We start from the raw sequence: 25,161 nt of genomic DNA, 5'->3' as shown, positions 1-25,161 counted from the left end.
AGGCACCTCCATGAATAACATTGTACCAAAATTAGCTTTTAACTACTAAAATTACATTTACTTCACTAACGAAATTTTATTTTACTAATGCTATAATAAGCTATAAATACGTTAAAGGAGTGCATTCAAATGGCTGAAACTGTATTTAGTAAAATTTTATCTGGAGAGATTCCAAGCTTTAAAGTTTATGAAGATGACTTTGTTTATGCATTTTTAGATATTTCACAAGTGACTAAAGGTCATACGTTATTAATCCCTAAAAAAGCGTCACCAAATATTTTTGAAACTGATGAAGAGACAATGGCTCATATTGGTGCAGCTTTACCTAAAGTCGCTAATGCAATTAAGAAAGCTTTTAATCCTGATGGACTAAATATCATACAAAATAATGGTGAGTTCGCAGATCAATCAGTATTCCATATTCATTTCCATTTCTTACCACGATACGAAAATGATATCGACGGTTTCGGATACCATTGGGAAACACATGAGAACGAAATTAAAGATGAACAAAAACAAGCTATCGCTGATCAAATCAAAGCACAATTTGATTAATTCTGCATATTGAATGTCATTTTAGGGTAATATACAATTATAATTAACTTGTCGAAATATGATTGTTGTAGAATCTGAAATTTATTTCATTTCTTATTCTATTATTATCCGTTAACGACATAATAAGTGAGGAGAATAGAACATGAAAATATCACGCGTATTATTTGGTATTACTGCGGGAGTAGCATCTGGAATTGCTGTTTCTTGGTTAAACCGTGATGATCAAAGCGTAAAGAATAACACGATTGATTCTAAAGAACCTACTGGGTCTCGCTCTGAATTAGAACGTGAAATTGAGTCACTTAAACGTAATTTCTTTAATATTATTGATTATGGTAAGCAAGTAAAAAATGATGGTGTCTCATATGGTAGCGAAATTGGTGATGAATTTAAAACACTAATTGGTGATTTTAAATCGGATATTAATCCTAATATCGAAAAATTACAATCACACATTGAAAATCTCCAAAATCGTGGCGAAGAAATAAGTAATACTTTTTCAAAAGATAATAAATAAAGTTTAATCATTAGATTAAACTGTGATATGGGAGTGGCGTTGAAATCATTATGAATATTTCGCTACTCTCTTTTTTAATGCCAAAATTGACTTGACTGTTGTTACTGATAGTTAGATAATACGTAGCATATATAAATAAGACCTATTAAGAGGTGTCAGTATGTTTCTATGTAAACGTCAAATTGATATTCATGCACGATTTGGTGTACCAAGAATTGCATTTTTAAGTTTTACTATTACAGTCATCGCATTTTTAATTAGTTATGAAATAATGTACTATTTTGTAGATACGCCTTTATCAGATCGACATTTTATTATCCTATTAATGTTTGTTGCACTTATGTACCCTATCCATAAAGCATTACACCTTCTCTTTTTCTTACCATATGTTAATTCATTTAGAATTCATAAATTAAACAAAAAGCGTTGGTTACCCTATTTTAATACGTATGTAAGTACGCCTGTACATAAGATATACTTTTGTATTAATTTAATTTTACCTTTTATTTTAATAACTATATTTTTGATTTTTCTAACGATGCATTTTCCGCAATACGGACACTATTTTATGTTTTTACTTGCGTTAAATTTTGGCATATCTGTAATGGATTTTTTATATCTTAAGATTATTATTTTTTCAAATGAAGGTCATTTTATCGAGGAGCATCAAACAGGTATAAATATATTAAACAGAGTGCCATATCAATCTTTTCATTAAGTATCATAGTATCGAGCTTGAAACATATATTATGCCTCAAGTTTGATACTTTTTTAATACTTAAGCCCTATTTAATCTCATACTTTGGCAGTATCTAGCCTGTTTCTAATTGGTGATGTTTTCATAATATGTTATAGTAACGTTGTTATTAATGTAAAAGGAGCTATCAACTATGAAAATTATGAATAAATTAATTGTTCCAGTAACTGCGAGTGCTTTACTTTTAGGTGCATGCGGTTCAAATGCAACAGATTCAGAAAGTAATACATTAATCTCTTCTAAAGCTGGAGATGTAAAAGTAAAAGATGTAATGAATAAAATTGGTGACGAACAAATTGCTAGTACGTCATTTAGCATTGCGTTGAATAAAATTCTAGCTGATAAATATAAAGATAAAGTCGATACAAAAGATATCGATGATGAAATTAAAAAAGAACAAAAACAATATGGTGGCAAAGATCAATTTGAAAGTATGCTTAAACAACAAGGTATGTCTTTAGATGATTATAAAGAACAAAAAAAACTTGCCGCATATCAAAAACAATTATTAGCTGATAAAGTTAAAGTGTCAGACAAAGAACTTAAAGAAAACACTAAAAAAGCTTCTCATATTTTAATAAAAGTTAAATCAAGCAGTAGCGATAAAGAAGGTTTATCAGACAAAAAAGCTAAAGAGAAAGCTGAAAAAATTCAAAAAGAAGTTGAAAAGAACCCAGATAAATTTGGAGAAATTGCTAAGAAAGAATCTATGGATTCTTCAAGTGCCAAAAAAGATGGTTCTCTAGGTTATGTAGTTAAAGGACAAATGGTAAGTAAATTTGAAAAAGCACTATTTAAACTAAAAGAAGGTCAAGTTTCAGATGTGGTTAAAACAGACTATGGTTACCATGTCATTAAAGCCGATAAAGAGAATGATTTTGATAAACAAAAATCTAAACTTAAAGCCAAACTAATCGAACAAAAAGTACAAAAAGATCCTAAGATTTTAACAAATGCGTATAAAGATTTATTGAAAGAATATGATGTAGATTATAAAGACAGTGATATCAAGAAAGCTGTAGAAAACACTATTTTAAATCCTGAGAAACTTAAACAACAACAGTCATCTTCAGATAGTTCTTCAGCTGCATCAGATTTATCTTCATAATTTTCATAGTATTAACATTAAATAGTAAGGGAGCAAGTCAATCAATTCGTTAAGAATTAGGCTTGCTCCCTTTCACGTGTTCAAAATTATATAAAACAAGCGTTTTTACCCACTACAATGTCTATTCATTAATTGACATTGTAAGGTAAAAACGCTTTTTAATTAGTCTAATTTTTCTGGATTGTAAAACTGTCTATTTTCCATACCAAAAATTCGTTCAGTAAATTGACCTTTATCAGTTTTCTTAAATGCTTTTTCAAACATATTCATTTTCGCATCGATATTGTCAATAAAGAATAATATTTCTGCTTCTTTTAAATGTGGTAACTTAGGTGATCCAAATTCCATTTTGCCGTGATGTGCTAAAATCATATGACGAAGTAACATCACTTCTTCACCATCAATTCCTAATTCTTTCGCCGCTTCGGCAACTTCATCACTTGCAATTGATATATGTCCTAGCAAATTACCTTCAACTGTATATGTTGTAGCTACTGGACCACTTAATTCCCTTACTTTACCTAAATCATGCAAAATAATTGAACTATACAACAAACTACGGTTTAACAATGGATAAATGTTGCATAATGACTTAGCTATTTCTAGCATTGTAAGTACGTGATAACTTAGTCCACTTGCAAAATTATGATGGTGTGAACTTGCTGCAGGATACGTAAAGAATTTATCTTGATATTTTTTCAATAGATGACGTGTTATACGTTGTAAATTAGCATTTTCAATATCTAAAATATAGTGTGAAATGTTTTCTTGGATTTCATCCGGAGATAAAGGTGCACCATCAACGAAATCTTGAGTCTTAAATCCGTCTTCTGGATTAGCTAATCTAAACTGATTGACTTTCATCTGTTTACGACCTCGATAATTAATCACGTCGCCTTTAACCCAAACAATTGTCTCAGGTTTAAGAATCTGCATATCTTCTTTACTAACAGTCCATAGTTTGGCTTCAATATCACCACTTTTGTCTTGTAAGAATAAAGTCATATAGTCTTTTCCTTGAGCAGTAACACCTTGTGTAGCTCTATGAATTAAGAAGAAATTTTCAACCGAATCTCCTGGATTTAGCTTTTCTACATTTCTCATCGTTTTCCGCCTTCCTCTAGTTTATTTAATATTAGCATCTCTTTAGAAGGAATTGCAGCATCTTTCATGCAAGTGAAGTATAACACTTGATAATCTTTCGCTAATTCTCTTAAATAGTTTAACATCATTGATTTTCTTTGTTTATCAAAATGAACAAAAGCATCATCAATAATTATTGGGAAAGGATAATAAGGTCTTAAAATCTTAATCAAACTAATTCTAAGTGCAATATATAATAATTCTTTCGTTGATTGACTTAGTTCAAGTGGATGATACATTTGGCCATTATTATGTTTAACCATTATTGTATCATTTTCATAAGTTATCATATTATAATTCCCTTGTGTCAGAGCCGTAAATATATTTACAGCTTCATTTATTACTTGAGGTAATCGTTTATCTTTAATTTGCTTAATATGTTCATTTATTAATGCTTCTAAGTAACTTAAACTAGCCCAATCTTTAGCTAAATCATTCATTGTATTCTTCAAGTTATAATACTCATGTCTTAACTTAGATAATGTTTTATCTGTCTCCATGTAATTAATTTGAGCGGTTAAGTCACTAACTTCAGTTTGTTTATCTAAATACTGATCGTTATATGCATCAACTTGTTTAGCAAGAAGCGCATCTTCTTCTTCCAATTGAGCAGTTGTTTTTTCGCTCAAATTCGAACTATCTTCATAAGAGAAATTTTGATTTTCGAGATATGCAGTTAAATCATTAAATCTTGCAAGTTGTTGGTGATAAAATTGATATTGCTCGTAAGATTGATAATACGCTTCTTCACTTGAAACATTGATATAAGTAAATAATGTATTTATAGTTTTTTCATTTTCTTCTAATTGTTCTTTTAATTGTTTCAATTCATTACTTAATAACTCGATTTGACTTTTAAGTTGTTCTTTCTTCTCTTTATTACTCTCGTATTTAGAAATCCAGCTCTTCATATCATTAAATAGTGAAGCTTTATTAAATGGTGTGATTTCATTTTCAGTATTTTTAAGCGCTTTATCATAAAAATGTGTCAATTTCTGATTTACTTGTTGATGTTGATCTAATAATTTACTGCGGTAACTGTCATTTGATTTAAGTTGATTCATAGTTTTAAAGCTATCTAGTAATAAATCATCTGTCATTTCATTAGGTACTTTCACATTTTCTTTAACTGCATTTAATTTTTGAGTTAAGTCATTGATTTGTTGTTCTGTTTTTTGCAGTAAATTCTCTTGATGATTTAATTTATTAGCTAATACACTTTTATTGTTACTTGCATTACTCCAACGTTCACGTAGTTGAAATTGTTGATCTAAGTCGAAGTTTAAATCGTAATTAGATTCCAAATCATTAATTTGTTGTTCTAAATCATTAATTTCTTCACTAATTGATTCACTGTAATCAATTTCTTTTGTCTTAACCAAGAAAGTACCAACGATAAATATGACAGTTAAGATTGCAAATATAACTCCGAAAATTAAATTTTGTGTCACAAATGAGAATAATGTTAAACCCAGACCAACTATAGATAACACTATAAAACTTAATCTAAGCCACCAATTTCGCTTTTGCTTTCTTTCTTTATCAGAATTAAAAGTATCTTTAAGTTTGTTATACAGATTCTCTTTCTCATGTAGTTCTAACTTTTGTTGATTATATTGTTTCTTTTTATCCAGTGAATCTTCAGAAACTAAATCTTTTTCCAAGTTTTCTATTTCCTGAGATAACGTATTTTGTTCAATTTGATTTTCATCAATAGCTCTTTCAATTTGTTGTTTTAACACTTTTTGCTCATTTCGCGTCTTGATAGTTTCACTAACATAATTCTTCATAGATTCAGAGGTATCTGTATTGTGATAAACTTCTTGCCAACCAATACTTGTTTTCAAATCAGCTTCTTGACGCTCGTAATCATCAATTTCTTGCTTAAGTGAAGAAGATTTCATTTCAGCTTGTTGAATTTCATTTTCATCACGAGTTAAATGATAAATATGATTAGCTGTATCTTCATTCAAAGCAGGAATTGCATTATATTCATTCTCTAATTGTTTTAATTTCTCTTCACGCAAACTTATATCTCTAGCTAGAGATTGTTTGTAATTTGAAGCTGTTTCATAACGCTCGATCCCTTTTTCCGGAAAACTTAATGGCTCAATATTAAGTTTTTGCTCTAAATCTTTCCATTCTTGAGCTTGTTCATGAATAGCAAGTTGCTTTTGTTTACTTTCATGCATTTTTGATAATTGGTTTAGATTGGCTTTTAAATGTTCTAAATGACGTTGTGATTTATCTCTATCATCAACTAAACGATGATATTCATCTAACTTAGCCTCTCCTTCTCTTATTTGGGCTTCAAGGCTTTTCAATTCATCAAGCTGTTGATTGAGTATTGGGTTTTTTCCAGCCTTTTTATAAAGCGTGGATTTCTTTTGACTGACCATTTTATTCATCATTGTGAACTCAGAAGAACCTAATGCACCTGCTTCAAGTAAATAACTTTGTAATTGGTCCTCATCTAAGTTACGGTGAATATCTTGTAATCCAAGCACATTAAACGAGAATATACCTTGATAAGTTTTCTTAGAAATGTAATTTAATTTTTTCTTGAGCCAAGCTTCGTCTCGAATCAAACCATTTTCTAGGTAAACTTTTACATCACCTGAAATGCTACCTTTAACTCTCTCTACTACGATCTCTGATTGGTCATCTAGTATAAGCGTAAGTTTTCCCCCATACTGATTACCCATACGTGGTTCAAGTCGAGGTTCTTTTTCTTTTTTCGTTGGAAAGCCAAAAAGTATAGAATGTATGAAAGCTTGAATCGTTGATTTACCAGCTTCATTCTCACCAAAAATTTCAGTAAATTCACGGTTGAACTCTATTTTGCGATGCACAAATTGACCATAGCCATAGATCTCTAAAGATTTAATGATCATCACTTTCACCTCTCATGTCTGCCTTTAAAATGTTCTCAGCGCGATTAACAAGTTCAACAGTATCAAACTCAGTATAATCTTCTAAATATTTGGATGCTCTAGGGTTTAAATATAATTCAGTCATCGCCTCTTCAAACACTTTATTATCTTTGATTAAATCAGCTGAAAATTCTCTTACAAGAGGTACTTCATCCATTTGCATATAATTAAATGTGAGCGTTTCTATGATTACGAAATGATGTTCATTTTCTTCGTAGTCATCAATCATTTCTTTGATTTGACTAATGTCTTGTGAAGATATGGGTCTATCACTGTCAACATTTACAGTTAATCTATAAAAAGCCTTTCCATTAGAACGTACGCTTTCTTTGAAGGATTGAATTGCTTCATAGATACCTTGTTTAGTAAGTTTATCAGTATTGATAGTAGCTTCTTCAAATCTAATTTGTTGCGTTGGAATAAAAGTAGCGTTTAATCGTAAATGGTCACCTTCTACCAATAAACATCCCTTAGGTCCTTGCTCACCAAAGTGACGTCCTTGAATGTTTCCAGGATAGTGAATTGGAGGCATATCACTTAATTCCTGTCTTTCATGAATATGGCCAAGTGCCCAATAATGATATAGTTTTTGATTCAAATCTTCTAAAATAAATTCAGTATAGCGATTTTTAGTTGAAGATTTACTATAAGTACCGTGTAACATTCCAATATGAATACCTTTTTTACCTTGGCTAGATGGATACTCATCAATTTTATTTTCATAACTTGTATCATGTTGATAACTAAAACCATGAACAAAAATTGTCTCTCCATCTTTTGTGATAGCTTGATATGTTTCTACTCTATTTGAGAAGACTGAAACATTATCTGGCCAATCATTAGTAATTTTTTCAGTAAGTGGATCATCATTACCATGACTTATGTATACGAAAATTTGTTCTTTTTCTAATCGCTTAAATTGTTCTTTCAAGAATACTTCAGCACGCAACGTACGATTCTCACTATCAAATAAATCTCCAACGATGAGAACAAAATCAACTTCTTCTTTTAATGCTGTATCGACAATCTTCTTAAAGCTTTCATAAGCACTGTTTTGAACATCTTCAAAAATTGATGGCGCCAAATGACTCTTAGATTTAAAGGGGCTGTCGAGATGTAAATCTGCACAGTGAATAAATTTTATCATTGAAATTAGCTCCTTAATTGCATCTTCGTTTATCTTTATGTATTCCTTTATTTTACCATAACTTATTTATTGGGGTCGATGAACTTATATAATAAAAAAACTACAAAGCTTTCAATTGAAAGCTTTGTAGCTTATTGTGTTAACAATTAGTCAGCGTAAATTTCATCTAATGGTTTAACAATGATTTGATTAATTTCTTGGAATACTTGGCTCATTTTTTGCTCAGCTTGCATTAATTCAGAAATATTTTCATCTTTTTCAATTGCTTGAGCTTGTTCTTGAGCTTTTGCTAAATCTTCTTCAGGAATTTCTTCACCTTGCATTTGTTTTTGTTGGAAACTTAATTGAGTTTCACGGAACTCATCGAATAATTTTTTTGATTCTTCATTATCTTTAACTTTAGAAAAAGCATCTTTAATAGCTTTATATTCATCACTATCTCTTAATGCTTGTTCTAGTTGATTTGCATAATCATATAAATTTACTGCCATGTTTGTTTGCACTCCTTAGTGAAAAGTAATTTTGACAACTCTTTATTACCATAACATATTATTTATAGTTAGACAAAGATTGCGACTATACCTTGGAAGAATCCTATAATACCACCCAAAATGAAACCTAATGACATGATAAGTTTTAACTCTTTATTAGCGATTTCAATAATTAATCTTTCAATATAATCTAAGTCAAAGGTATTAATTTGATTTTCTACCATCTGACGTAAATTTATTTTTGTCATTATCGTTGATAAATGATTAGATGCTTGTTTAATTATTAAATCAGTAATTGTATTAGCAACTCCTACTTGAATTTGATCAACTAATTTTGGTGTTAACTTACTGATTGGAGTATCCATTTTTTCATTTAATTGTAAATTTGTCATGATCAAATGCACCAGGGATTCACTTATATTTGTAAATTGTTCTTCTTTTACAACGTGACTTAAAGGTTGAGATTTTAAAGTTTCATATTCATCTCGAATCACTTTGTCAATAATAACTTTTGCTTTAGGATGTCTTGTTAAACGTATTAATTCATGTTGAACACGTTCAGCAATACTTTCTTTAGTCATAAACATTTGTAATAATCCAACGATTTTACCTTTTTCAGCAAAAAATGTATCTAGCATATCGTAAATATCTCTAGCACCTTTATCTGAAGAAAGATAATTACGTGCACGTTCTCGAATTAAATCACCTGCTTGGTCTAATTTTTCATCGACCATTGTAACTACTTCTGCAGGAAGAATTTCATTAATTGATTTTGCCTGTTTATCATAGTAATAATTATTCAATTTATTTATTATGGTTTTATCTAGCTTATTGTTAATGAGGTCATCAAGATCAAAATCAAATTGATTTGCAAACTTTCGTATTGTAGCATCGTCACTTTTTAATTTAGACAATTGCTTTATTACTAAATCATTGATTGCTTCACGCGTATTTGGTTCATTTAACTTTTGATGTATAACTGACTCTGTTATCAAATGTTCTTCAATCACTTGACCTATCTTTGTAGCAATTTCTTCCCTTCTTTTAGGAATTAGACCAGGTGTAAATGGTATACGCATCTTGAATATATAATATGGTTTAAATGGATGGAATAACATTCTTATTGCAATTACATTTGTTACGCCTCCAATTACAGCCCCTACTACTACCATAAATAAGATAACTAAAAAAGCTTGCATCTCGATTTCTCCTTAAAAATTATTTTCACAATATGATGATTATATCACTTTGGAATATATGGTTCCTTAATTTTACTTTGCATTAAAATTGAAAATGCTGAATTGTTTTGAAAATAAAAAAATCGAGCCGCGATATCAAATATCTTAGGCTCGTCTTTTAATTAATATCAAGTTAAACTTAAGCTGAGAATTTCTTGATATAAGAATAATCTCAGTACAGTCAGTTTTACAATTAAGCTATGTAGTCTCAAAACAATATGTTCGCCACAAGTAATAACCACACACCTTGAATGTATATAAATTAAAAGTGATTAAATCTGGTGTGATTCTTCTATCACTTTCATATTAAATCATAATATTTTAGCTACTATTAAACGTGCATTAATTCTTCTTTAGCATTTCTGTTAAAGTATGTTTCAGCTTCTCTTAATTTTGAAGTGCCAAAGATAGGTTGCTTTTCAGAATTTAAAACTCTATATATGTTGCTTACTTTATTACTTTGTAACATAAAACCATTACGTGTTTCGATAGTATTCCAATAAATATCACTAGTTGTTGAATGATTTGGATATGCACAATGATTACGTGAAATAGTTTGAACAATTTCTAAAGGATCGCAACCGAACGTATTATTTAAAACATCTGAATCTCTGAATAATGCACAAATTGAAACACATGTTGTCCAGTTTGGTAACACACGTTCTTTCTCAATTTGAACTAATGTTTTTTTTGAAAGGCCAATTGTTTGAGCCATAGTATCTTGCGTATAGCCCGCTTCAATTCTTACCATTTTAAATTTTGTTTGAATTAAATCTGTGAAACTCTGTCTATCCATATTTTATTCTCTACCTTTCTAATAGGGGTTAATTTATCCGGATACAAGAAATTGCAATAATACACATTTCTTGAAACACAAATTACATCTTAATATATTTTCAATAAAATGAAAAGAGGAATTTTTGTTTTATATACAATTTTATTAATGGCGAAATTATCAAAATAATTAAATTAATTTATTTGCTAACTCACTTCTAATAATCCTTGACATTTTAATTGTATTTTCATTCCTATCTCTTTAACGATTTATTATATTACACTCTATACAAGTTTATTTTCAATAGCATAAATTGCTGCTTGTGTACGGTCTGTTACACTTAACTTATTAAATATATGACTAACATGTGTTTTTATTGTTTTTTCAGAAACAAATAACGTATTTGCAATTTCTTTGTTCGTTTTACCTTTTACCATTTCAGCTAATACTTCTATTTCTCGTTTAGATAGCTTATTAGTATTATGTGGTTTTGAAGACACGGTGTCTATTACACTTTGTGCCTCTGGATGAATAATCCGTTTATTATTTAAAACGTCATGTATCGTTTGAATTAATTTTTGAGGCTCAACATCCTTCATTTCATATCCATCTGCCCCTTTATTAATAGCTGAAATAACGTGTTCATCATCTACATAACTTGTTAATACCAATACTTTAATATCAGGGAAATGACGTTTCACGTATTCTGTCACTTCAATACCATTCATTTCAGGCATTACCAAATCAAGAAGGATGATATCTGGTATAGCATGTTCATTTAAATAATTAATTAAAGATTGACCATCCGATAAGCTTGCCAAAACTTCCAAATCAGCCACCGTCGATAAAAGGAATTCCAATCCTTGTCTTACAATATGATGGTCATCAATCAATATGACTTTAGCCACAATTTTTCTCCTTTCACCAATTTACAAAGGAATCTTTAAAGATAGCGTTGTTCCTTTGTTAGGCATTGTATCTATTTTAACTTGTCCATTTAATGCATAAATTCGTTGACTTATGTTTTTTAACCCTTGTGATGAAGTATTAGTTTCTTTGTTCATATCGAAACCAATTCCTTCATCTTTTGCAATAATGATCAACTTTTCTTTATCTTGTTTTAGAATAATATGTACTGAATCAGTTTGAGCATGTTTTTTAGTATTATTCATACATTCCTGTAATATCCTATAAACGTTCTCTTCTACGATATTCGATAAACTAATAATTCCATCAACATTTATTGTTAGTTTTATATTTAGAATTTGCGCATATTGATTTAATGCCTGCACCAAACCATGCTCAAGACCTACTGGTTTAAGTTGCCAAATTAATGTACGCATTTCATTAACCGCATTTTGACTTGTTTCTTCAATAGTCTTAAAAGCTTTTTTCGCAATTTCATCTGTCGTTATGTCATGTGCTGCATGAGCGGTCAATTTTAATGAAAATAATAATTGGTTTACTGAATCATGTAAGTCTCTTGCTAACCGATTACGTTCATTTAATCTAGCTGCCTCTTTTTCTTGATCAGTTAAATAAATGCGTTTAATTGCAGAGCCAATCTGTAAAGCGACAGATTCTAATAGGGCTAAATCCTGTTCGCTATAACGCGTAGTATACGGTGATGCAACATTGAGTAAACCATATTGTTCTGTGCCAGAGCGTAGTGGCACTGTAGCATGGTGTGTTACACCTTCTGTTTCTGCTTTATATGCTTGATTTGCTAAATTTATTCTAGAACAATTGATTATGTTAGAAGCCTTCGTTAAACGCTCATTATGATACGCAGTGACACACCAACAAGATCCCTCTTTCATATAACAACAATTATCCTTCTTTAAAGCACCTGGGAGATCAACATCAGCTACCATCTCATGATGGCCGTTATTATCTATAAAGAAGATCCAACCAGTTGTAAAGTTACTACCATTTATTAAATAATTCAAAGCACCGTGCATCATGTTATATAATTCTGTTTCCTCATTGAGATATTCTGCTATTTCTTTTAATAATGCTAAGCGTGTTGGTTTTTCCATGAAATCGCCTCAGTTACTCATATTTGCATTAGTCTTATTATACAGTGAGATTTACATTTTTAAAAATGTAAAAATGTATAAGTTATATACTATTATTTATTATGAAATTCGTAAGATTGTGATTAATATACGTTATTAGCAATCTAAGATATGGTATGATTAATGCGAATGCTATTAGGAGGAAATTATGAAGTTTAAAATACATAAGAATTATAATCAAAAAACTTTGAGAGAAATTTTTCAATCATTGAAATTGCCTAAGAAAGACTTACATCAGTTAAATATGTCAAAAGATATAACTATAAACAATCACCCTGCGAAATTAACAGATAAAGTGGTTATCGGGGATGATATTTACATTCCAACACCAGTAGAAAAAAGTAATTACTTACCTAGTTATCGTTACGCACAAATTAGTTATGAAGATGATGATTTAGCTATAGTTATGAAACCTAAAGGCGTTAAGACTCATCCAAATGATTTAAAAGAGAGTAACACTCTAATGAATCATGTTATTTATACGTTAGATAGTGATTATGTCGAACCTATTCACCGCTTAGACCAAGAAACAGTTGGTTTACTCATTGTAGCTAAAAATCCTCTAATGAAAAAAATTCTAGATCGTATGTTGGAAGAAAATGAAATTACTAGAATATATAAGGCTAACGTTAAGTCATTATTACCAATTAAACCTCAAACTATTGATAGTCCTATAGGTAAGGATAAATTCCATCCTAATAAACGACGAATTTCTAATACAGGTCAACGAGCGATTACGCATATTCTTTCCTCTAAAATGATTAAAGAAGGCGTATGCCAATTGGATATTAAATTAGATACGGGTCGTACCCATCAAATTAGAGTTCATTTAGCTGAAATTGGTCATCCTGTTATAGGCGATCCTTTGTATGGTGATTCTACATTACGCCAACTAGAACTTAATAGTCATAAAATTGAATTTAAACATCCACTCACTCAAGAATTAATATCAGTTAGTTTGGATGATGAATAAATAATAAGGAGTAACTATCGATTCATAGACAGTTACTCCCTTTATTAGTTTTATGTGGTTGTTTTTTAGTGGGGGTCCACCATATCCTCAGGCTTAATCCATTCTTCAAATTGCTCTTCTGTAACATGACCAGATTGAATAGCAGATTCTTTTAATGTTAACCCTTCTTTATGTGCTTTCTTAGCAATTTGAGCAGCTTTTTCATAACCAATGTGTGGATTTAGCGCAGTAACTAACATTAATGATTGATTTAAATAATTATTAATGTTTTCTTCAATTGGTTCAATGCCGACTGCACAATTATCATTAAACGTTTGCATACCATCTGCAAGTAAGTAAATTGATTGTAATGTATTATGAAGAATTACTGGTTTAAATACATTTAATTCAAAATTACCTTGAGAACTTGCAATTCCAACTGTAGTGTCATTACCCATAACTTGTACTGCAACCATAGTTAACATTTCACATTGTGTTGGATTTACTTTACCAGGCATGATTGATGATCCTGGTTCATTTTCAGGAATTGAAATCTCTGCAAGTCCTGCTCTAGGACCAGAAGCTAACCATCTAATATCATTAGCGATTTTCATTAAATCTGCTGCTAATGCTTTTAACGTACCATGTAATTGCACGACTTCATCATGTGAAGTCAACGCATGGAATTTATTTTCAGATGATACAAAATTATATCCAGTATTCTCTGAGATAAATTTAGCAACTTTATTACCAAATTCTGGATGCGCATTAATACCTGTACCTACGGCAGTTCCACCGATAGCCAAACTTAAGATATGTTTTTTTGATTCAGCTAATAATTCTTCACATTTATCTAACATATAACGCCAGCCACTAATTTCTTGACCTAATTTAATGGGTGTCGCATCTTGTAAGTGAGTACGTCCAATTTTAATAATTGATTGGTATTTATCTTCTTTTTCTTTAAAAGTATCACGTAAATGTTTTAAAGCAGGTTCAAGTTTCGTTTCAACTTCATGATATAATGCAACATGCATTGCTGTTGGAAATGTATCATTTGAACTTTGAGATTTATTCACATCATCATTAGGATGAATCGATTCATCGATACCTTGTTCTTTTAAATATTTATTTGCTACAAAGCTGACTACTTCGTTAACGTTCATGTTACTTTGCGTACCGCTTCCTGTTTGCCAAACAACTAATGGGAAATGTTCATCTAGTTCCCCTTTTAAAATTAAATCACAAGCGTAAACGATTGCATCTTTTTTAGCATCACTTAGTTTTCCTAGTTCATGATTTGCTAATGCTGCACCTCGTTTTAATTGAGCAAATCCATATACTACTTCAATTGGCATACGTTCTTTACCTACAGGAAAGTTTCGTTTACTTCTCTCCGTTTGTGCACCCCAATATTTATCACCAGGTACTTCAATCTCTCCGAATGTATCGTGTTCAATTCTTACTGACATGCGATAATCTCCCCTTATACAATTATTTATTCATAGTATAGCATTATTTAAATTAAAGGGGCAATGCATTACTAAAGCGGTTTCAATAATACAAATTCATTTCATAAATATAAAAAAATAACGATTGAAACAATGATTTAATGTCCCAATCGCTATTATTTTTGAAAAATTTTGTCTTATTGTAATTGACCGTTACTTGCTTAAGTTAGACTTGATATTTAACTTTTACTGCTTTAATAACAGCTAAAGCACTCAAAATATAAAATATTATACTTAAAGTTATTGTAATAGGACTAATTTGAACTAGAAATCCTATAAAACCAGTGAATTGCGCATAAATATCATTTAAAGAATAAATTAAAATACCAGTTATTAAAATACAACACAACACACTTATGAACACACCTGTTTGATTACTCTTAATAAAAGGCTGAGCACTAATATTATCAATTAAGCCTTTAGATAAATTTAATTGTAATTTTATGATTTTAAATAAAATAGGTAAGTAAAGTGCACCGAATGCTATTGGAAATCCTTTTATAGAAAGTAAACTAATAATAATTGTGGCAATCGTAAGTGGAAGCCAATATCTATGTAACATTTTAAGCTCTCCTTATACATTTTCATTGAATTTTATTTTACCATAATTTTTATAGCATTAAATTGAATTAAATGATTGATTGATGAAATTACGCACTCAATTGACAATGTATATTGCTTCATTAAAAAAATAACCTAAGACATCTTTAACATCTTAGGTTACTTAGTTCATAACTAATATTTTTTTGTTAATTATCATCAAGTTTTAATTTACTCATGCGATTGATTCAACTTGTCCTCGTCATTTTCTTCAGAAATTTGTTCCATTTCTTTGCCCAATGTTTTCAAGTCATTTAAATCTTGAACCATCGCATTTTCTTCCTCATGATAATTCAATTCTGAATCTTTATTTTTAGTCATAACTCAGACCTCACTTTTAAATTTAAGCAAATCTAGCAGTGAAATATTCTTTAACATCCTCAGGTAAACCTTCTGCAGCTGCTCTATCTAAAACAACTGTTACCATTCTATGAGCTTTTAAATCAGATGGTTCAAAGCTAGATTTACCATTTTCTTCATAAAGTTTTTTAACAACTTCACGTTTATTAGCACCAGTCACAACTAATACTACTTCACGCGCTTTTAATAATCCTTGTCTTACATTTACATTTAAACTACCTGATTCATCAATAGAAGTAACTTGTAAAATTAATTTACCTTTATTTTCTTTAGTTTTAATTTTATCATCAATTAAAGATTCTGCATCATCGTCAAAATTAATTGGATAAATTTGACTAGCAGGTACACCTAATGCTTCATAGTAAGAGCGATTATCGTCATAATCTAAGATATTTACTTGACTAAAATCAACCGCATTATGATCTACATCTTTCTTTAACTCATCTAAAACAGGTGCAGCATCCTTTGTTAAATGAATTCCCGCAATAGTTGTAGGATTATTATTAAATTGCTTTCTAATGATATCTGCTGTGTACTCAGCTACATGTTCTACATCATTAAATACTTTAAAGTTCATTGCCATTGTCATTACACTCCTCTTAGTTCATCAATGTCATATAAATAACGTATTATTCGTTAAATTACCCTATTAGACACTAAATCAAACTATTTTAAAAATGTTATTATAAATCACTATTAAATATAACATTTTTTAATAAATAGATGCATTGAATTTTAACTAACAAACTACTTATTAGGATAAGCCTGGGAAATTTTGTTGTCGCAATGCTTCATAAATTAATAAAGCGGCTGTGTTAGATAAATTTAACGATCTGATATTTTCACTCATAGGAATTCTTAATGCCGTGTCAGCGTATTTCTCTTTTACCCAATCCGGTAATCCAGTCGTTTCTCTTCCAAATATAAAATAATAATCTGTATCTTCTTTAGAAAAATCAAAATCACTATACGTTTGTTTTCCAAATTTAGTTAGTAAGTAGTACTCACCTTGAGTAGCATCGAAAAAGTCTTCAATACTTTCATGATAAGTAATATTTACATGCTCCCAATAATCAAGGCCAGCACGTTTTAACATTTTATCATCAGTACTGAAGCCCAAAGGCTTAATTAAATGTAAATGTGTGTTCGTTCCTGCACAGGTACGTGCAATATTACCAGTATTTGCAGGAATTTCTGGTTGAAATAAAACAATATGGTTTGTCATTTAAATTTTCCTCATTTCTAGTCCTTTTATCATTTCATTTTGAACTTCTTCAATTTCATTTTCATAGTTTGCAACTATAAATTCACGTGCATCTTCACCTTGAATTTGGCCAATCGCCCAGTATGCCGTCCCTCTTATCATAGGTCTTGGATCATTTAATGCAACTTCCTTAAGTTCTGGTATTGCTGTCTCTTCATTAAAATGTGCTAAAGCTATGATTGCATTACGTTGAATTGGTTTTTTACCTCGCCAAGCACCAGCTAAATGCCCATATGTTTGTTTGAATTCTTTATTGCTCATTTGTAATAACGGTACCAATCTTGGTTTTAGAATCTCAGGTTCTAGTATAATGTCATCATGTGTTGTATTGATTCCCCTATTTCTAGGACAAACTTGTTGGCACGTGTCACATCCATATAAGCGATTGCCTATCTTATATCTATATTCATCTTGCAAATATCCTTTAGTTTGAGTTAAAAAACTAATACATTTTTGAGAATTCAATTGACCATTTCCAACAAGCGCCCCTGTAGGACATCTATCTACACAAATTGTACAATCTCCACAGCTATCAAGTAATGGATCATCAGGTTCAAATGGGATACTCACTAACAATTCACCTAAATAACTCCATGTTCCTAAATGTGGATTAATAATAAAACCATTACGTCCAGCAAATCCTAAACCTGCTCGTTCAGCAACGGCCCTATCTGATAATACACCAGTATCAACCATACTTTTTAATTCTACATCAGGAACTTTAGATTGAATAAAATCAGCAAGTTTATCTAAACGTTTACGCATAATAGAGTGATAGTCTTGCCCCCAAGAGGCACGAGCAAACATACCTCGGCGATCACCTCTGACACTTTTAGGCGCACCTTTAAGCTTATTCGGATATCCAACAGCAATTGCTATAATTGAGCGTGCGGTAGGCAAATTTAATTTTGGCTCAGTTCTTAATGAAATATCTGACTCTTCAAAACCCGAAGCATAGCCATTTGCATGATAATCTTCTAATTTCTTTTTAAGTTCATCAAATGGATCGGCAGTAGTAAAACCTATACTATCAATACCTATTGAATATGCATAATCGATGATTTCTTGTTTAAGCCAATTATAATCCAATTCATTTGCCTCCTTAAAAATGATACATATGACATTTTAACATAATCCACATTATGAAATCGTTATTTATTTATATAATAATTGAACACTTTCCTAGTAAATATTCCAGTTCAATTTAAAAATATCGAGTTTGAAACATGAAATAATGTCTCAGACTCGCTGTTATTTGTTTACTTATTATAAAACTCTTGATAAAAAGTTTTGCGTTCTTTGATGTGTTGGTGATTGAAATATTTGCTGAGGTGAACCTTCTTCAATAACATACCCATCTGCCATAAATATAACTTTATCACTCACATCTTTTGCAAATCCCATTTCGTGTGTAACAACAACCATTGTCATTCCTTCTTTAGCTAAATCTTTCATTACCTTTAGCACATCATACACTACCTCTGGATCCAATGCAGACGTAGGTTCATCAAACAATATAATATCTGGATGCATAGCCAGTGCCCTTGCAATCGCAACTCTTTGTTTTTGTCCTCCAGATAATTGAGAAGGATATACATTTGCCTTATCTTCAAGTCCAACTTTTTCTAATAAAGTTAATGCCTCTTGTTTCAATTGATTTAAATCGTTTTTATTTAATAACTTAGGTGCCAATATGATGTTATTTAATACAGTCTTATGTGGAAATAGATTAAAATTTTGAAAGACCATGCCCATTTTTTGACGTAATTTATTTAAGTTATTTTTGTGATTGGAGAGTTCATTACCTTCGAATATAACCCTTCCATTTGTCGGTGTTTCTAACAAATTCATACATTTTAATAAAGTGCTTTTTCCACTTCCTGATGGTCCTATAATCGCTAATACTTCACCTTTTTTAATCTCTAAATTAATATCCTTAAGCACTTCATTTTTTCCAAATTTTTTATTTAAATTTTCAATTTTAATCACTTGCTTTCAGTCTCCCTTCGATTAAACTCATTAATCTTGATAATGAAAAAGTTAATACAAAGTACATACATGCTGCTATGATTAATGGCGTAAATGGATCAAATGAAATACCTTGAACAACCTGTGCATTAAACATAATTTCACCAACCCCAATTGTAGATATGATTGATGATTCTTTTATTAAAGTTACAAATTCGTTTCCTAGCGCTGGCAATATATTTTTAAAAGCTTGAGGCAATATGATATGAATCATTGTTTTTGAGTAGTTTAACCCCAAGCATTGTGCAGCTTCAGTTTGACCTTTATCAACTGCATTAATTCCAGCTCTAATTATCTCAGCAATATAGGCTGAAGAATTAATAACTAAGGCAATCGTCCCACAAATTAAAGCTGAAATGTCTAATCCTAAAAGCGCGGTAGTGCCAAAAAATACGATAAACACTTGCACTAACATCGGTGTTCCTCTTAAAAATTCTATATATATTGTTGCGGGTAAAGAAATAATTTTAAACTTACTTAATTTTGCAAGTGCAATAAATGACCCGATTATTGCTCCACATACAACACCAATTAAAGAGATTATTATAGTGTTTTGTAATCCTTTTAAGAAAAAAGTTCCATACTTTTGAATAAAGCTTCCATCATCAACCATTTGTTCTGAAGCAATATCCATATATTTATTAATTAAATGTTTATCTTTAACATCTTTAATAGACTGATTTAAGTGTTCTAGTAAAATTGGTGAGTCTTTCGGTAGTGCTATAACTGTGGGTTTCTTTTCTTCATTGAAAGAAACATGGGCAATATTTAAATCCTTATTTTGCTTAGCATAAGCATCTGCTACTGGTTTTTCGATTACTAAGCCATCAATTTTTTTACTTTTAAGTGCCAAAATTGCATCTGGTAAACGATTTAATGAACTTATTTGTGCATTTTCTATTTCTTGCTGTGCAATTTTTTCTTGTTCACTGCCCTTTTGAGCTCCTATTTTTTTATTATTAAAATCACTCAACTTATGGAAGGTATCATTATTGTTTTTTCTAATTAACATAACATTTCCTGTTTCCATATATGGATCGGAAAAATCAACTTCTTTTTTTCTTTCAGGTGTTGTTGTCATTCCTGATATAATTATGTCAATTTTTCCAGTTTTCAAAGCTCCTAGTAGGCTATCAAATTGCATATTCACTATTTTTAACTTTAAATGATTATCTTTGGCAATTTTTTTTTGCTAATTCAATATCTACACCAGCATACTCTGTTTTACCATTTTTAGTTTTTTCAAATTCTAATGGTGCGTAATCAGCTGATAATCCTACTCTTAATTCACCCCTATCTTTAATTTTATTCCAAGTTGCATCTTCATCAGCTAATGCCATTGGTTGTATGTATATCAATGTCAAACTAATTAAGATTGCTATCGCAAGTACTTTTGTTAATTTTTTCATAAGCAACCTCCTTTAATTAATTCATTATTATACATATAAACGCATTAATATACAATATAAATTTTTAAAAAAAGAGTGAAACAAAATTCGATTTGAATCTTTGTCTCACCCCGACAGGTTAACTAGAGTTGAGAAAAGGTCAATATAAACACTTTCTCAATTCAGTTAAAAGGTTTGAATTAAATTTATTTCATTATATAAATTAAACTTTTGTACATACATCTTAATTGCTATTATTGTTTAGGAATTTCGAATTTGTATATACCATCATGATAGCTTGGTATTAATTTTTTGCATATTTCATGTATAATGAATGCACTCACAAATGGAATAACAAAATAGCCGAAAACGAGCAAAATAATATTTATAGTAGCGTCTCCAGACATTCTATTAAATGCATTAATCGGTCCTACCAAGCCTGTATAACCAAATCCGGCAGATAAAGGTGTACCTTTAATACCTATAGCATATGCCAATACACCAGAAACGATACCATTTAAAGTTAAAGGAACTGCAATAATTAAATGTTTTAAATAGACTGGAATCATCATCTTCGCTGCACCTATAAGTAAAACAATATTAACCCCCATAGAGTTAACTCTTATTGAACCGAATATAAAAGTCACACAAGCTGCGACAATGCCCATGTTAGCAGCACCACTTCCCAAACCAGTTAAACTTATAGCTGTTGCTATGGCGACTAATGAAATAGGTGTAACCATTAACAATGAGAAAGTCACACTAATTAGTATAGACATAATTAAAGGATTAAGATCAGTGAATGAATTCACCATATGGCCAAGTCCTTTAGTAATTGTTTGTACATAAGGTAAAGTTAATAAACCAATTAATCCACTTAATACAGGTATTAAAACTGGTAATATAATCATTTCAAGTGAGCCTAATTTCCCTTGTAAAAACATATACATTGCACAAGCTATAATTACAACTAATATGATATTGATTATATCTCCAATACCTTTTAAAACAATGCCCTTAGCTGTAAATTGAACCGCTCCAGATCCAAGCATAGCGGCTACGCCTACCATGCAAGAACCTGCCCCATTAAACTTAAATTGATGTGCAGCTAAAACACCGATAATAAATGCCATGAATGATTGAATTATCATTACTAATTGAAACACAGTTTCGAGCATTGGATGTGCATCCATAAATAACTTCAAAAATTCTCCTAATAACGCATTTGGCAATAAAGCTAATACTACTCCAGCACCTACCGCATTTAGAATATTACTAAAAAAATACTTTAAACTTACACGTTGTTTACTCATAGTAGCCTCCGTTTTTAAACATTAGCTTTATCTTAGTACAAACTAATGTGTTTAACAATATGAACATTTCTTTTTAATCAAAAATTAATGCTAATATTTAAAAAAATGCCATTGATAAAACTTAACATAAGAAGTTAAAAAAAATTATAAATATAATAGTTTAATAACTGATACTTAATCACTGACTAGAAAATTGAAAAATTCAAATCAATTACAAAACAAAAAAAGTGGAAACGTTGTTAAAACAACATTTCCACATTGAGAATTATACCGGCGGTCGGGGTCGAACCGACACTCCAATACAGGAACGGGATTTTGAGTCCCGCGCGTCTGCCAATTCCGCCACGCCGGCTCAATTTTTGATAAATAAAAAACTTCCATTTGGAAGCAAAAACATGGAGCGGAAGATAGGATTTGCACCTATATCTCGTTCCGGGAAGGAACGTATTCTAAAAGTTGAAATACTCCCGCATTATTAAAAATTATTGGAGCGGAAGATAGGATTTGCACCTATATCTCGTTCCGGGAAGGAACGTATTCTAAAAGTTGAAATACTCCCGCATTATTAAAAATTATTGGAGCGGAAGATAGGATTTGCACCTATACCTTGTTCCGGGAAGGAACATATTCTAAGAGTTGAAATACTCCCGCATTATTAAAAATTATGGAGCGGAAGATAGGACTTGCACCTATACCTCATTCCGGGAAGGAATGTGTTCTAAAATTGAACTACTCCCGCATCGTGCATGGAGGCGGCAACCGGATTTGAACCGGTGATAAAGGTTTTGCAGACCTCTGCCTTACCACTTGGCTATGCCGCCAATAACTGGGCTAGCTGGATTCGAACCAGCGCGTGACGGAGTCAAAGTCCGTTGCCTTACCGCTTGGCTATAGCCCATTAATAAAATTAAGGGCGGTTGAAGGGAATCGAACCCTCGAGTGTCGGAACCACAATCCGATGCGTTAACCACTTCGCCACAACCGCCATGGCAGGGACAGTAGGAATCGAACCCACATCAAAGGTTTTGGAGACCTCTATTCTACCGTTGAACTATGTCCCTAATTTAAGATGGTGGAGGGGGGCAGATTCGAACTGCCGAACCCGAAGGAGCGGATTTACAGTCCGCCGCGTTTAGCCACTTCGCTACCCCTCCATGAGATGGTGCCGGCCAGAGGACTTGAACCCCCAACCTACTGATTACAAGTCAGTTGCTCTACCAATTGAGCTAGGCCGGCATAACAAAATGGTTCAGGACAGAGTCGAACTGCCGACACATGGAGCTTCAATCCATTGCTCTACCAACTGAGCTACTGAACCATAATTTGTAATGGCGGTCTCGACGGGAATCGAACCCGCGATCTCCTGCGTGACAGGCAGGCGTGTTAACCGCTACACTACGAGACCTAAAAGATAAATTGCGGGAGGCGGATTTGAACCACCGACCTTCGGGTTATGAGCCCGACGAGCTACCGAACTGCTCCATCCCGCGATAATAATTAATGGCGGAGGAAGAGGGATTCGAACCCCCGCGGCCCGTTAAGGCCCTGTCGGTTTTCAAGACCGATCCCTTCAGCCGGACTTGGGTATTCCTCCACTAATTAAATGTAAATTACTATAAAATTATTAAATGGCGGTCTCGACGGGAATCGAACCCGCGATCTCCTGCGTGACAGGCAGGCGTGTTAACCGCTACACTACGAGACCAATAAAATACGGAGGAAGAGGGATTCGAACCCCCGCGAGCCGTTAAGCCCCTGTCGGTTTTCAAGACCGATCCCTTCAGCCGGACTTGGGTATTCCTCCAAAATTATATGGACCTTGCAGGACTCGAACCTGCGACCGAACGGTTATGAGCCGTTAGCTCTAACCAACTGAGCTAAAGGTCCAAATTATAATTCTACAACTAATAAGTAGTGGCGGTGGAGGGGATCGAACCCCCGACCTCACGGGTATGAACCGTACGCTCTAGCCAGCTGAGCTACACCGCCGTTATCTAGTTTGTAAATTTAATATGGTGGAGACTAGCGGGATCGAACCGCTGACCTCCTGCGTGCAAAGCAGGCGCTCTCCCAGCTGAGCTAAGCCCCCATATTATTTATATAATTAAAGTTCCTATCGGGAAGACAGGATTCGAACCTGCGACCCCTTGGTCCCAAACCAAGTGCTCTACCAAGCTGAGCTACTTCCCGTAAGAGAACGCGCCCGATAGGAGTCGAACCCATAACCTCTTGATCCGTAGTCAAACGCTCTATCCAATTGAGCTACGGGCGCAAAATTATATATGGTGCCGAGGACCGGAATCGAACCGGTACGGTGATCTCTCACCGCAGGATTTTAAGTCCTGTGCGTCTGCCAGTTCCGCCACCCCGGCACTATATTAGAAATAATGGAGCGGAAGACGGGATTCGAACCCGCGACCCCCACCTTGGCAAGGTGGTGTTCTACCACTGAACTACTTCCGCGTATGCGGGTGAAGGGAGTCGAACCCCCACGCCGTAAGGCGCTAGATCCTAAGTCTAGTGCGTCTGCCAATTCCGCCACACCCGCGTATACATGTGAGCCATAGAGGATTCGAACCTCTGACCCTCTGATTAAAAGTCAGATGCTCTACCAACTGAGCTAATGGCTCAAAATAGATGGTGCCGGCCAGAGGACTTGAACCCCCAACCTACTGATTACAAGTCAGTTGCTCTACCAATTGAGCTAGGCCGGCAATATATTATTTTGATAAAATGGTGGAGAATGACGGGTTCGAACCGCCGACCCTCTGCTTGTAAGGCAGATGCTCTCCCAGCTGAGCTAATTCTCCATTATATTATGCCTGGCAACGTCCTACTCTAGCGGAACGTAAATCCAACTACCATCGGCGCTAAGGAGCTTAACTTCTGTGTTCGGCATGGGAACAGGTGTGACCTCCTTGCCATAGTCACCAGACAAGAGAATGATTATACATTCAAAACTAGATAGTAAGTAAATGATTTTGCTTCGCAAAACGTTGAAAT

At 32.4% G+C, this 25,161-nt stretch carries 21 protein-coding genes, 28 tRNA genes, 1 rRNA gene and 1 pseudogene; 5 read left to right on the top strand and 46 right to left on the bottom strand.

Annotation, left to right across the window (positions count from 1 at the left end; all coding sequences use genetic code 11):
• The first annotated feature begins 129 nt into the window (after positions 1 to 129).
• The 4 genes from SBL16_RS03240 to SBL16_RS03225 all read left to right on the top strand — a co-directional run bounded on the left by SBL16_RS03240 (position 130) and on the right by SBL16_RS03225 (position 2,937).
• Positions 130 to 555, top strand: coding sequence for an HIT family protein (locus SBL16_RS03240; RefSeq protein WP_107612302.1), 426 nt, complete (start codon positions 130 to 132; stop codon positions 553 to 555).
• Positions 556 to 697: 142 nt separating this feature from the next.
• Positions 698 to 1,072 (top strand): YtxH domain-containing protein, encoded by a 375-nt coding sequence (locus tag SBL16_RS03235; RefSeq protein ID WP_037538626.1) that lies wholly within the window; start codon positions 698 to 700, stop codon positions 1,070 to 1,072.
• Between the two features lie 160 nt (positions 1,073 to 1,232).
• Positions 1,233 to 1,790, top strand: a complete 558-nt coding sequence (locus tag SBL16_RS03230; protein WP_107612301.1) for a DUF3267 domain-containing protein — start codon at positions 1,233 to 1,235, stop codon at positions 1,788 to 1,790.
• 172 nt (positions 1,791 to 1,962) lie between these two features.
• The gene (locus tag SBL16_RS03225) at positions 1,963 to 2,937 is read left to right on the top strand and encodes a peptidylprolyl isomerase (protein WP_107613592.1); all 975 of its coding nucleotides are present in this window, start codon (positions 1,963 to 1,965) and stop codon (positions 2,935 to 2,937) included.
• Positions 2,938 to 3,099: 162 nt separating this feature from the next.
• Here SBL16_RS03225 and yhaM read toward each other — a convergent pair whose 3' ends face one another.
• From yhaM to SBL16_RS03185, 8 genes are all read right to left on the bottom strand, one after another.
• Complete coding sequence (gene yhaM / locus SBL16_RS03220; RefSeq protein ID WP_037538631.1) at positions 3,100 to 4,041, bottom strand: 3'-5' exoribonuclease YhaM; 942 nt, start codon at positions 4,039 to 4,041, stop codon at positions 3,100 to 3,102.
• A complete protein-coding gene (locus SBL16_RS03215) occupies positions 4,038 to 6,974 on the bottom strand; it encodes an ATP-binding protein (RefSeq protein WP_317952687.1) in 2,937 nt (978 codons plus the stop codon). The genes yhaM and SBL16_RS03215 overlap by 4 nt, the downstream gene beginning before the upstream one ends.
• Positions 6,964 to 8,160 carry an exonuclease SbcCD subunit D gene (locus tag SBL16_RS03210; RefSeq protein WP_107612298.1) on the bottom strand — a complete coding sequence of 399 codons (1,197 nt, stop codon included), beginning with the start codon at positions 8,158 to 8,160 and terminating at the stop codon, positions 6,964 to 6,966. The genes SBL16_RS03215 and SBL16_RS03210 overlap by 11 nt, the downstream gene beginning before the upstream one ends.
• A 146-nt stretch (positions 8,161 to 8,306) precedes the next feature.
• Positions 8,307 to 8,651: a YlbF/YmcA family competence regulator gene (locus SBL16_RS03205; RefSeq protein WP_011275418.1), complete on the bottom strand. Its 345-nt coding sequence runs from the start codon at positions 8,649 to 8,651 to the stop codon at positions 8,307 to 8,309.
• A 68-nt stretch (positions 8,652 to 8,719) separates the two neighbouring features.
• Positions 8,720 to 9,850 (bottom strand): DUF445 domain-containing protein, encoded by a 1,131-nt coding sequence (locus SBL16_RS03200; RefSeq protein WP_107612297.1) that lies wholly within the window; start codon positions 9,848 to 9,850, stop codon positions 8,720 to 8,722.
• Positions 9,851 to 10,220: 370 nt separating this feature from the next.
• Positions 10,221 to 10,685 carry a helix-turn-helix transcriptional regulator gene (locus SBL16_RS03195; protein WP_011275416.1) on the bottom strand — a complete coding sequence of 155 codons (465 nt, stop codon included), beginning with the start codon at positions 10,683 to 10,685 and terminating at the stop codon, positions 10,221 to 10,223.
• A gap of 263 nt (positions 10,686 to 10,948) precedes the next feature.
• Complete coding sequence (locus SBL16_RS03190; RefSeq protein WP_037538638.1) at positions 10,949 to 11,572, bottom strand: response regulator; 624 nt, start codon at positions 11,570 to 11,572, stop codon at positions 10,949 to 10,951.
• 21 nt (positions 11,573 to 11,593) lie between these two features.
• On the bottom strand, positions 11,594 to 12,703 hold the full coding sequence (locus SBL16_RS03185; RefSeq protein WP_037538639.1) for a GAF domain-containing sensor histidine kinase: 1,110 nt from the start codon (positions 12,701 to 12,703) through the stop codon (positions 11,594 to 11,596).
• A 187-nt stretch (positions 12,704 to 12,890) separates the two neighbouring features.
• On the opposite strand from SBL16_RS03185, the gene SBL16_RS03180 reads away from it, so the two are divergent.
• On the top strand, positions 12,891 to 13,715 hold the full coding sequence (locus tag SBL16_RS03180; protein WP_107612296.1) for an RluA family pseudouridine synthase: 825 nt from the start codon (positions 12,891 to 12,893) through the stop codon (positions 13,713 to 13,715).
• A gap of 65 nt (positions 13,716 to 13,780) precedes the next feature.
• Here the strand turns inward: SBL16_RS03180 and fumC are convergent, their stop codons facing one another.
• From fumC to rrf, 38 genes and pseudogenes are all read right to left on the bottom strand, one after another.
• Complete coding sequence (gene fumC, locus SBL16_RS03175; RefSeq protein WP_011275412.1) at positions 13,781 to 15,166, bottom strand: class II fumarate hydratase; 1,386 nt, start codon at positions 15,164 to 15,166, stop codon at positions 13,781 to 13,783.
• A 205-nt stretch (positions 15,167 to 15,371) separates the two neighbouring features.
• A complete protein-coding gene (locus SBL16_RS03170) occupies positions 15,372 to 15,767 on the bottom strand; it encodes a hypothetical protein (protein ID WP_037538644.1) in 396 nt (131 codons plus the stop codon).
• 209 nt (positions 15,768 to 15,976) lie between these two features.
• Positions 15,977 to 16,126 (bottom strand): SAS053 family DNA gyrase inhibitor, encoded by a 150-nt coding sequence (locus SBL16_RS03165; protein WP_180542852.1) that lies wholly within the window; start codon positions 16,124 to 16,126, stop codon positions 15,977 to 15,979.
• A gap of 22 nt (positions 16,127 to 16,148) precedes the next feature.
• Positions 16,149 to 16,748, bottom strand: a complete 600-nt coding sequence (locus tag SBL16_RS03160) for a 6-phosphogluconolactonase (RefSeq protein WP_107612295.1) — start codon at positions 16,746 to 16,748, stop codon at positions 16,149 to 16,151.
• Positions 16,749 to 16,919: 171 nt separating this feature from the next.
• A complete protein-coding gene (gene trmL, locus SBL16_RS03155; RefSeq protein WP_037538647.1) occupies positions 16,920 to 17,390 on the bottom strand; it encodes a tRNA (uridine(34)/cytosine(34)/5-carboxymethylaminomethyluridine(34)-2'-O)-methyltransferase TrmL in 471 nt (156 codons plus the stop codon).
• A complete protein-coding gene (queG, locus tag SBL16_RS03150) occupies positions 17,391 to 18,518 on the bottom strand; it encodes a tRNA epoxyqueuosine(34) reductase QueG (protein ID WP_107612294.1) in 1,128 nt (375 codons plus the stop codon).
• Between the two features lie 177 nt (positions 18,519 to 18,695).
• Positions 18,696 to 19,418: an amino acid ABC transporter ATP-binding protein gene (locus SBL16_RS03145; protein WP_107612293.1), complete on the bottom strand. Its 723-nt coding sequence runs from the start codon at positions 19,416 to 19,418 to the stop codon at positions 18,696 to 18,698.
• Positions 19,411 to 20,866 (bottom strand): annotated as a pseudogene (locus SBL16_RS03140) (ABC transporter substrate-binding protein/permease). The gene SBL16_RS03145 and the pseudogene SBL16_RS03140 overlap by 8 nt, the downstream one beginning before the upstream one ends.
• A 233-nt stretch (positions 20,867 to 21,099) precedes the next feature.
• Complete coding sequence (locus SBL16_RS03135) at positions 21,100 to 22,158, bottom strand: PTS transporter subunit IIC (RefSeq protein WP_053016830.1); 1,059 nt, start codon at positions 22,156 to 22,158, stop codon at positions 21,100 to 21,102.
• 268 nt (positions 22,159 to 22,426) lie between these two features.
• Positions 22,427 to 22,510 (bottom strand) — tRNA-Leu (locus SBL16_RS03130).
• Between the two features lie 44 nt (positions 22,511 to 22,554).
• Positions 22,555 to 22,629 (bottom strand) — tRNA-Gly (locus SBL16_RS03125).
• 15 nt (positions 22,630 to 22,644) lie between these two features.
• Positions 22,645 to 22,719: transfer RNA gene (locus SBL16_RS03120), tRNA-Gly, on the bottom strand.
• Between the two features lie 15 nt (positions 22,720 to 22,734).
• Positions 22,735 to 22,809: transfer RNA gene (locus SBL16_RS03115), tRNA-Gly, on the bottom strand.
• Between the two features lie 14 nt (positions 22,810 to 22,823).
• Positions 22,824 to 22,897 (bottom strand) — tRNA-Gly (locus tag SBL16_RS03110).
• 8 nt (positions 22,898 to 22,905) lie between these two features.
• A tRNA-Cys gene (locus SBL16_RS03105) sits at positions 22,906 to 22,979 on the bottom strand.
• A gap of 5 nt (positions 22,980 to 22,984) precedes the next feature.
• Positions 22,985 to 23,056: transfer RNA gene (locus tag SBL16_RS03100), tRNA-Gln, on the bottom strand.
• Between the two features lie 14 nt (positions 23,057 to 23,070).
• Positions 23,071 to 23,143 (bottom strand) — tRNA-His (locus SBL16_RS03095).
• Between the two features lie 2 nt (positions 23,144 to 23,145).
• A tRNA-Trp gene (locus tag SBL16_RS03090) sits at positions 23,146 to 23,219 on the bottom strand.
• 9 nt (positions 23,220 to 23,228) lie between these two features.
• A tRNA-Tyr gene (locus SBL16_RS03085) sits at positions 23,229 to 23,312 on the bottom strand.
• A gap of 6 nt (positions 23,313 to 23,318) precedes the next feature.
• Positions 23,319 to 23,394 (bottom strand) — tRNA-Thr (locus tag SBL16_RS03080).
• A 9-nt stretch (positions 23,395 to 23,403) separates the two neighbouring features.
• Positions 23,404 to 23,476: transfer RNA gene (locus SBL16_RS03075), tRNA-Phe, on the bottom strand.
• Between the two features lie 11 nt (positions 23,477 to 23,487).
• Positions 23,488 to 23,563 (bottom strand) — tRNA-Asp (locus SBL16_RS03070).
• 11 nt (positions 23,564 to 23,574) lie between these two features.
• Positions 23,575 to 23,648 (bottom strand) — tRNA-Met (locus tag SBL16_RS03065).
• Positions 23,649 to 23,659: 11 nt separating this feature from the next.
• Positions 23,660 to 23,752 (bottom strand) — tRNA-Ser (locus tag SBL16_RS03060).
• A 35-nt stretch (positions 23,753 to 23,787) separates the two neighbouring features.
• Positions 23,788 to 23,863: transfer RNA gene (locus tag SBL16_RS03055), tRNA-Asp, on the bottom strand.
• Between the two features lie 9 nt (positions 23,864 to 23,872).
• A tRNA-Ser gene (locus SBL16_RS03050) sits at positions 23,873 to 23,962 on the bottom strand.
• Positions 23,963 to 23,971: 9 nt separating this feature from the next.
• Positions 23,972 to 24,045, bottom strand: a tRNA-Ile gene (locus SBL16_RS03045).
• Positions 24,046 to 24,073: 28 nt separating this feature from the next.
• Positions 24,074 to 24,147: transfer RNA gene (locus SBL16_RS03040), tRNA-Met, on the bottom strand.
• A 24-nt stretch (positions 24,148 to 24,171) separates the two neighbouring features.
• Positions 24,172 to 24,247: transfer RNA gene (locus tag SBL16_RS03035), tRNA-Ala, on the bottom strand.
• Positions 24,248 to 24,274: 27 nt separating this feature from the next.
• Positions 24,275 to 24,348 (bottom strand) — tRNA-Pro (locus tag SBL16_RS03030).
• 8 nt (positions 24,349 to 24,356) lie between these two features.
• Positions 24,357 to 24,430, bottom strand: a tRNA-Arg gene (locus SBL16_RS03025).
• 11 nt (positions 24,431 to 24,441) lie between these two features.
• Positions 24,442 to 24,530, bottom strand: a tRNA-Leu gene (locus SBL16_RS03020).
• A 16-nt stretch (positions 24,531 to 24,546) separates the two neighbouring features.
• Positions 24,547 to 24,621, bottom strand: a tRNA-Gly gene (locus SBL16_RS03015).
• Positions 24,622 to 24,624: 3 nt separating this feature from the next.
• Positions 24,625 to 24,706 (bottom strand) — tRNA-Leu (locus SBL16_RS03010).
• 9 nt (positions 24,707 to 24,715) lie between these two features.
• Positions 24,716 to 24,788 (bottom strand) — tRNA-Lys (locus SBL16_RS03005).
• Positions 24,789 to 24,796: 8 nt separating this feature from the next.
• Positions 24,797 to 24,872 (bottom strand) — tRNA-Thr (locus SBL16_RS03000).
• Positions 24,873 to 24,892: 20 nt separating this feature from the next.
• Positions 24,893 to 24,968 (bottom strand) — tRNA-Val (locus SBL16_RS02995).
• A gap of 10 nt (positions 24,969 to 24,978) precedes the next feature.
• Positions 24,979 to 25,093, bottom strand: a 5S ribosomal RNA gene (rrf, locus tag SBL16_RS02990).
• Between the last annotated feature and the right edge of the window lie 68 nt (positions 25,094 to 25,161).

This window comes from Staphylococcus sp. NWU MK-U1 (assembly GCF_033283505.1).
Classification (GTDB): Bacteria; Bacillota; Bacilli; order Staphylococcales; family Staphylococcaceae; genus Staphylococcus; species Staphylococcus haemolyticus.
The sequence above is the reverse complement of the archived record's forward strand: the minus strand, read 5'-3'. Positions and strand labels throughout refer to the sequence as shown.

Excerpts from the sequence above, each read along its gene's own strand:
- SBL16_RS03240 (WP_107612302.1), top strand. The coding sequence starts at position 130 with ATGGCTGAAACTGTATTTAGTAAAATTTTATCTGGAGAGATTCCAAGC.
- SBL16_RS03235 (WP_037538626.1), top strand. The coding sequence starts at position 698 with ATGAAAATATCACGCGTATTATTTGGTATTACTGCGGGAGTAGCATCT.
- SBL16_RS03230 (WP_107612301.1), top strand. The coding sequence starts at position 1,233 with ATGTTTCTATGTAAACGTCAAATTGATATTCATGCACGATTTGGTGTA.
- SBL16_RS03225 (WP_107613592.1), top strand. The coding sequence starts at position 1,963 with ATGAAAATTATGAATAAATTAATTGTTCCAGTAACTGCGAGTGCTTTA.
- yhaM (WP_037538631.1), bottom strand. The coding sequence starts at position 4,041 with ATGAGAAATGTAGAAAAGCTAAATCCAGGAGATTCGGTTGAAAATTTC.
- SBL16_RS03215 (WP_317952687.1), bottom strand. The coding sequence starts at position 6,974 with ATGATCATTAAATCTTTAGAGATCTATGGCTATGGTCAATTTGTGCAT.
- SBL16_RS03210 (WP_107612298.1), bottom strand. The coding sequence starts at position 8,160 with ATGATAAAATTTATTCACTGTGCAGATTTACATCTCGACAGCCCCTTT.
- SBL16_RS03205 (WP_011275418.1), bottom strand. The coding sequence starts at position 8,651 with ATGGCAGTAAATTTATATGATTATGCAAATCAACTAGAACAAGCATTA.
- SBL16_RS03200 (WP_107612297.1), bottom strand. The coding sequence starts at position 9,850 with ATGCAAGCTTTTTTAGTTATCTTATTTATGGTAGTAGTAGGGGCTGTA.
- SBL16_RS03195 (WP_011275416.1), bottom strand. The coding sequence starts at position 10,685 with ATGGATAGACAGAGTTTCACAGATTTAATTCAAACAAAATTTAAAATG.
- SBL16_RS03185 (WP_037538639.1), bottom strand. The coding sequence starts at position 12,703 with ATGGAAAAACCAACACGCTTAGCATTATTAAAAGAAATAGCAGAATAT.
- SBL16_RS03180 (WP_107612296.1), top strand. The coding sequence starts at position 12,891 with ATGAAGTTTAAAATACATAAGAATTATAATCAAAAAACTTTGAGAGAA.
- fumC (WP_011275412.1), bottom strand. The coding sequence starts at position 15,166 with ATGTCAGTAAGAATTGAACACGATACATTCGGAGAGATTGAAGTACCT.
- SBL16_RS03170 (WP_037538644.1), bottom strand. The coding sequence starts at position 15,767 with ATGTTACATAGATATTGGCTTCCACTTACGATTGCCACAATTATTATT.
- SBL16_RS03165 (WP_180542852.1), bottom strand. The coding sequence starts at position 16,126 with ATGACTAAAAATAAAGATTCAGAATTGAATTATCATGAGGAAGAAAAT.
- SBL16_RS03160 (WP_107612295.1), bottom strand. The coding sequence starts at position 16,748 with ATGGCAATGAACTTTAAAGTATTTAATGATGTAGAACATGTAGCTGAG.
- trmL (WP_037538647.1), bottom strand. The coding sequence starts at position 17,390 with ATGACAAACCATATTGTTTTATTTCAACCAGAAATTCCTGCAAATACT.
- SBL16_RS03135 (WP_053016830.1), bottom strand. The coding sequence starts at position 22,158 with ATGAGTAAACAACGTGTAAGTTTAAAGTATTTTTTTAGTAATATTCTA.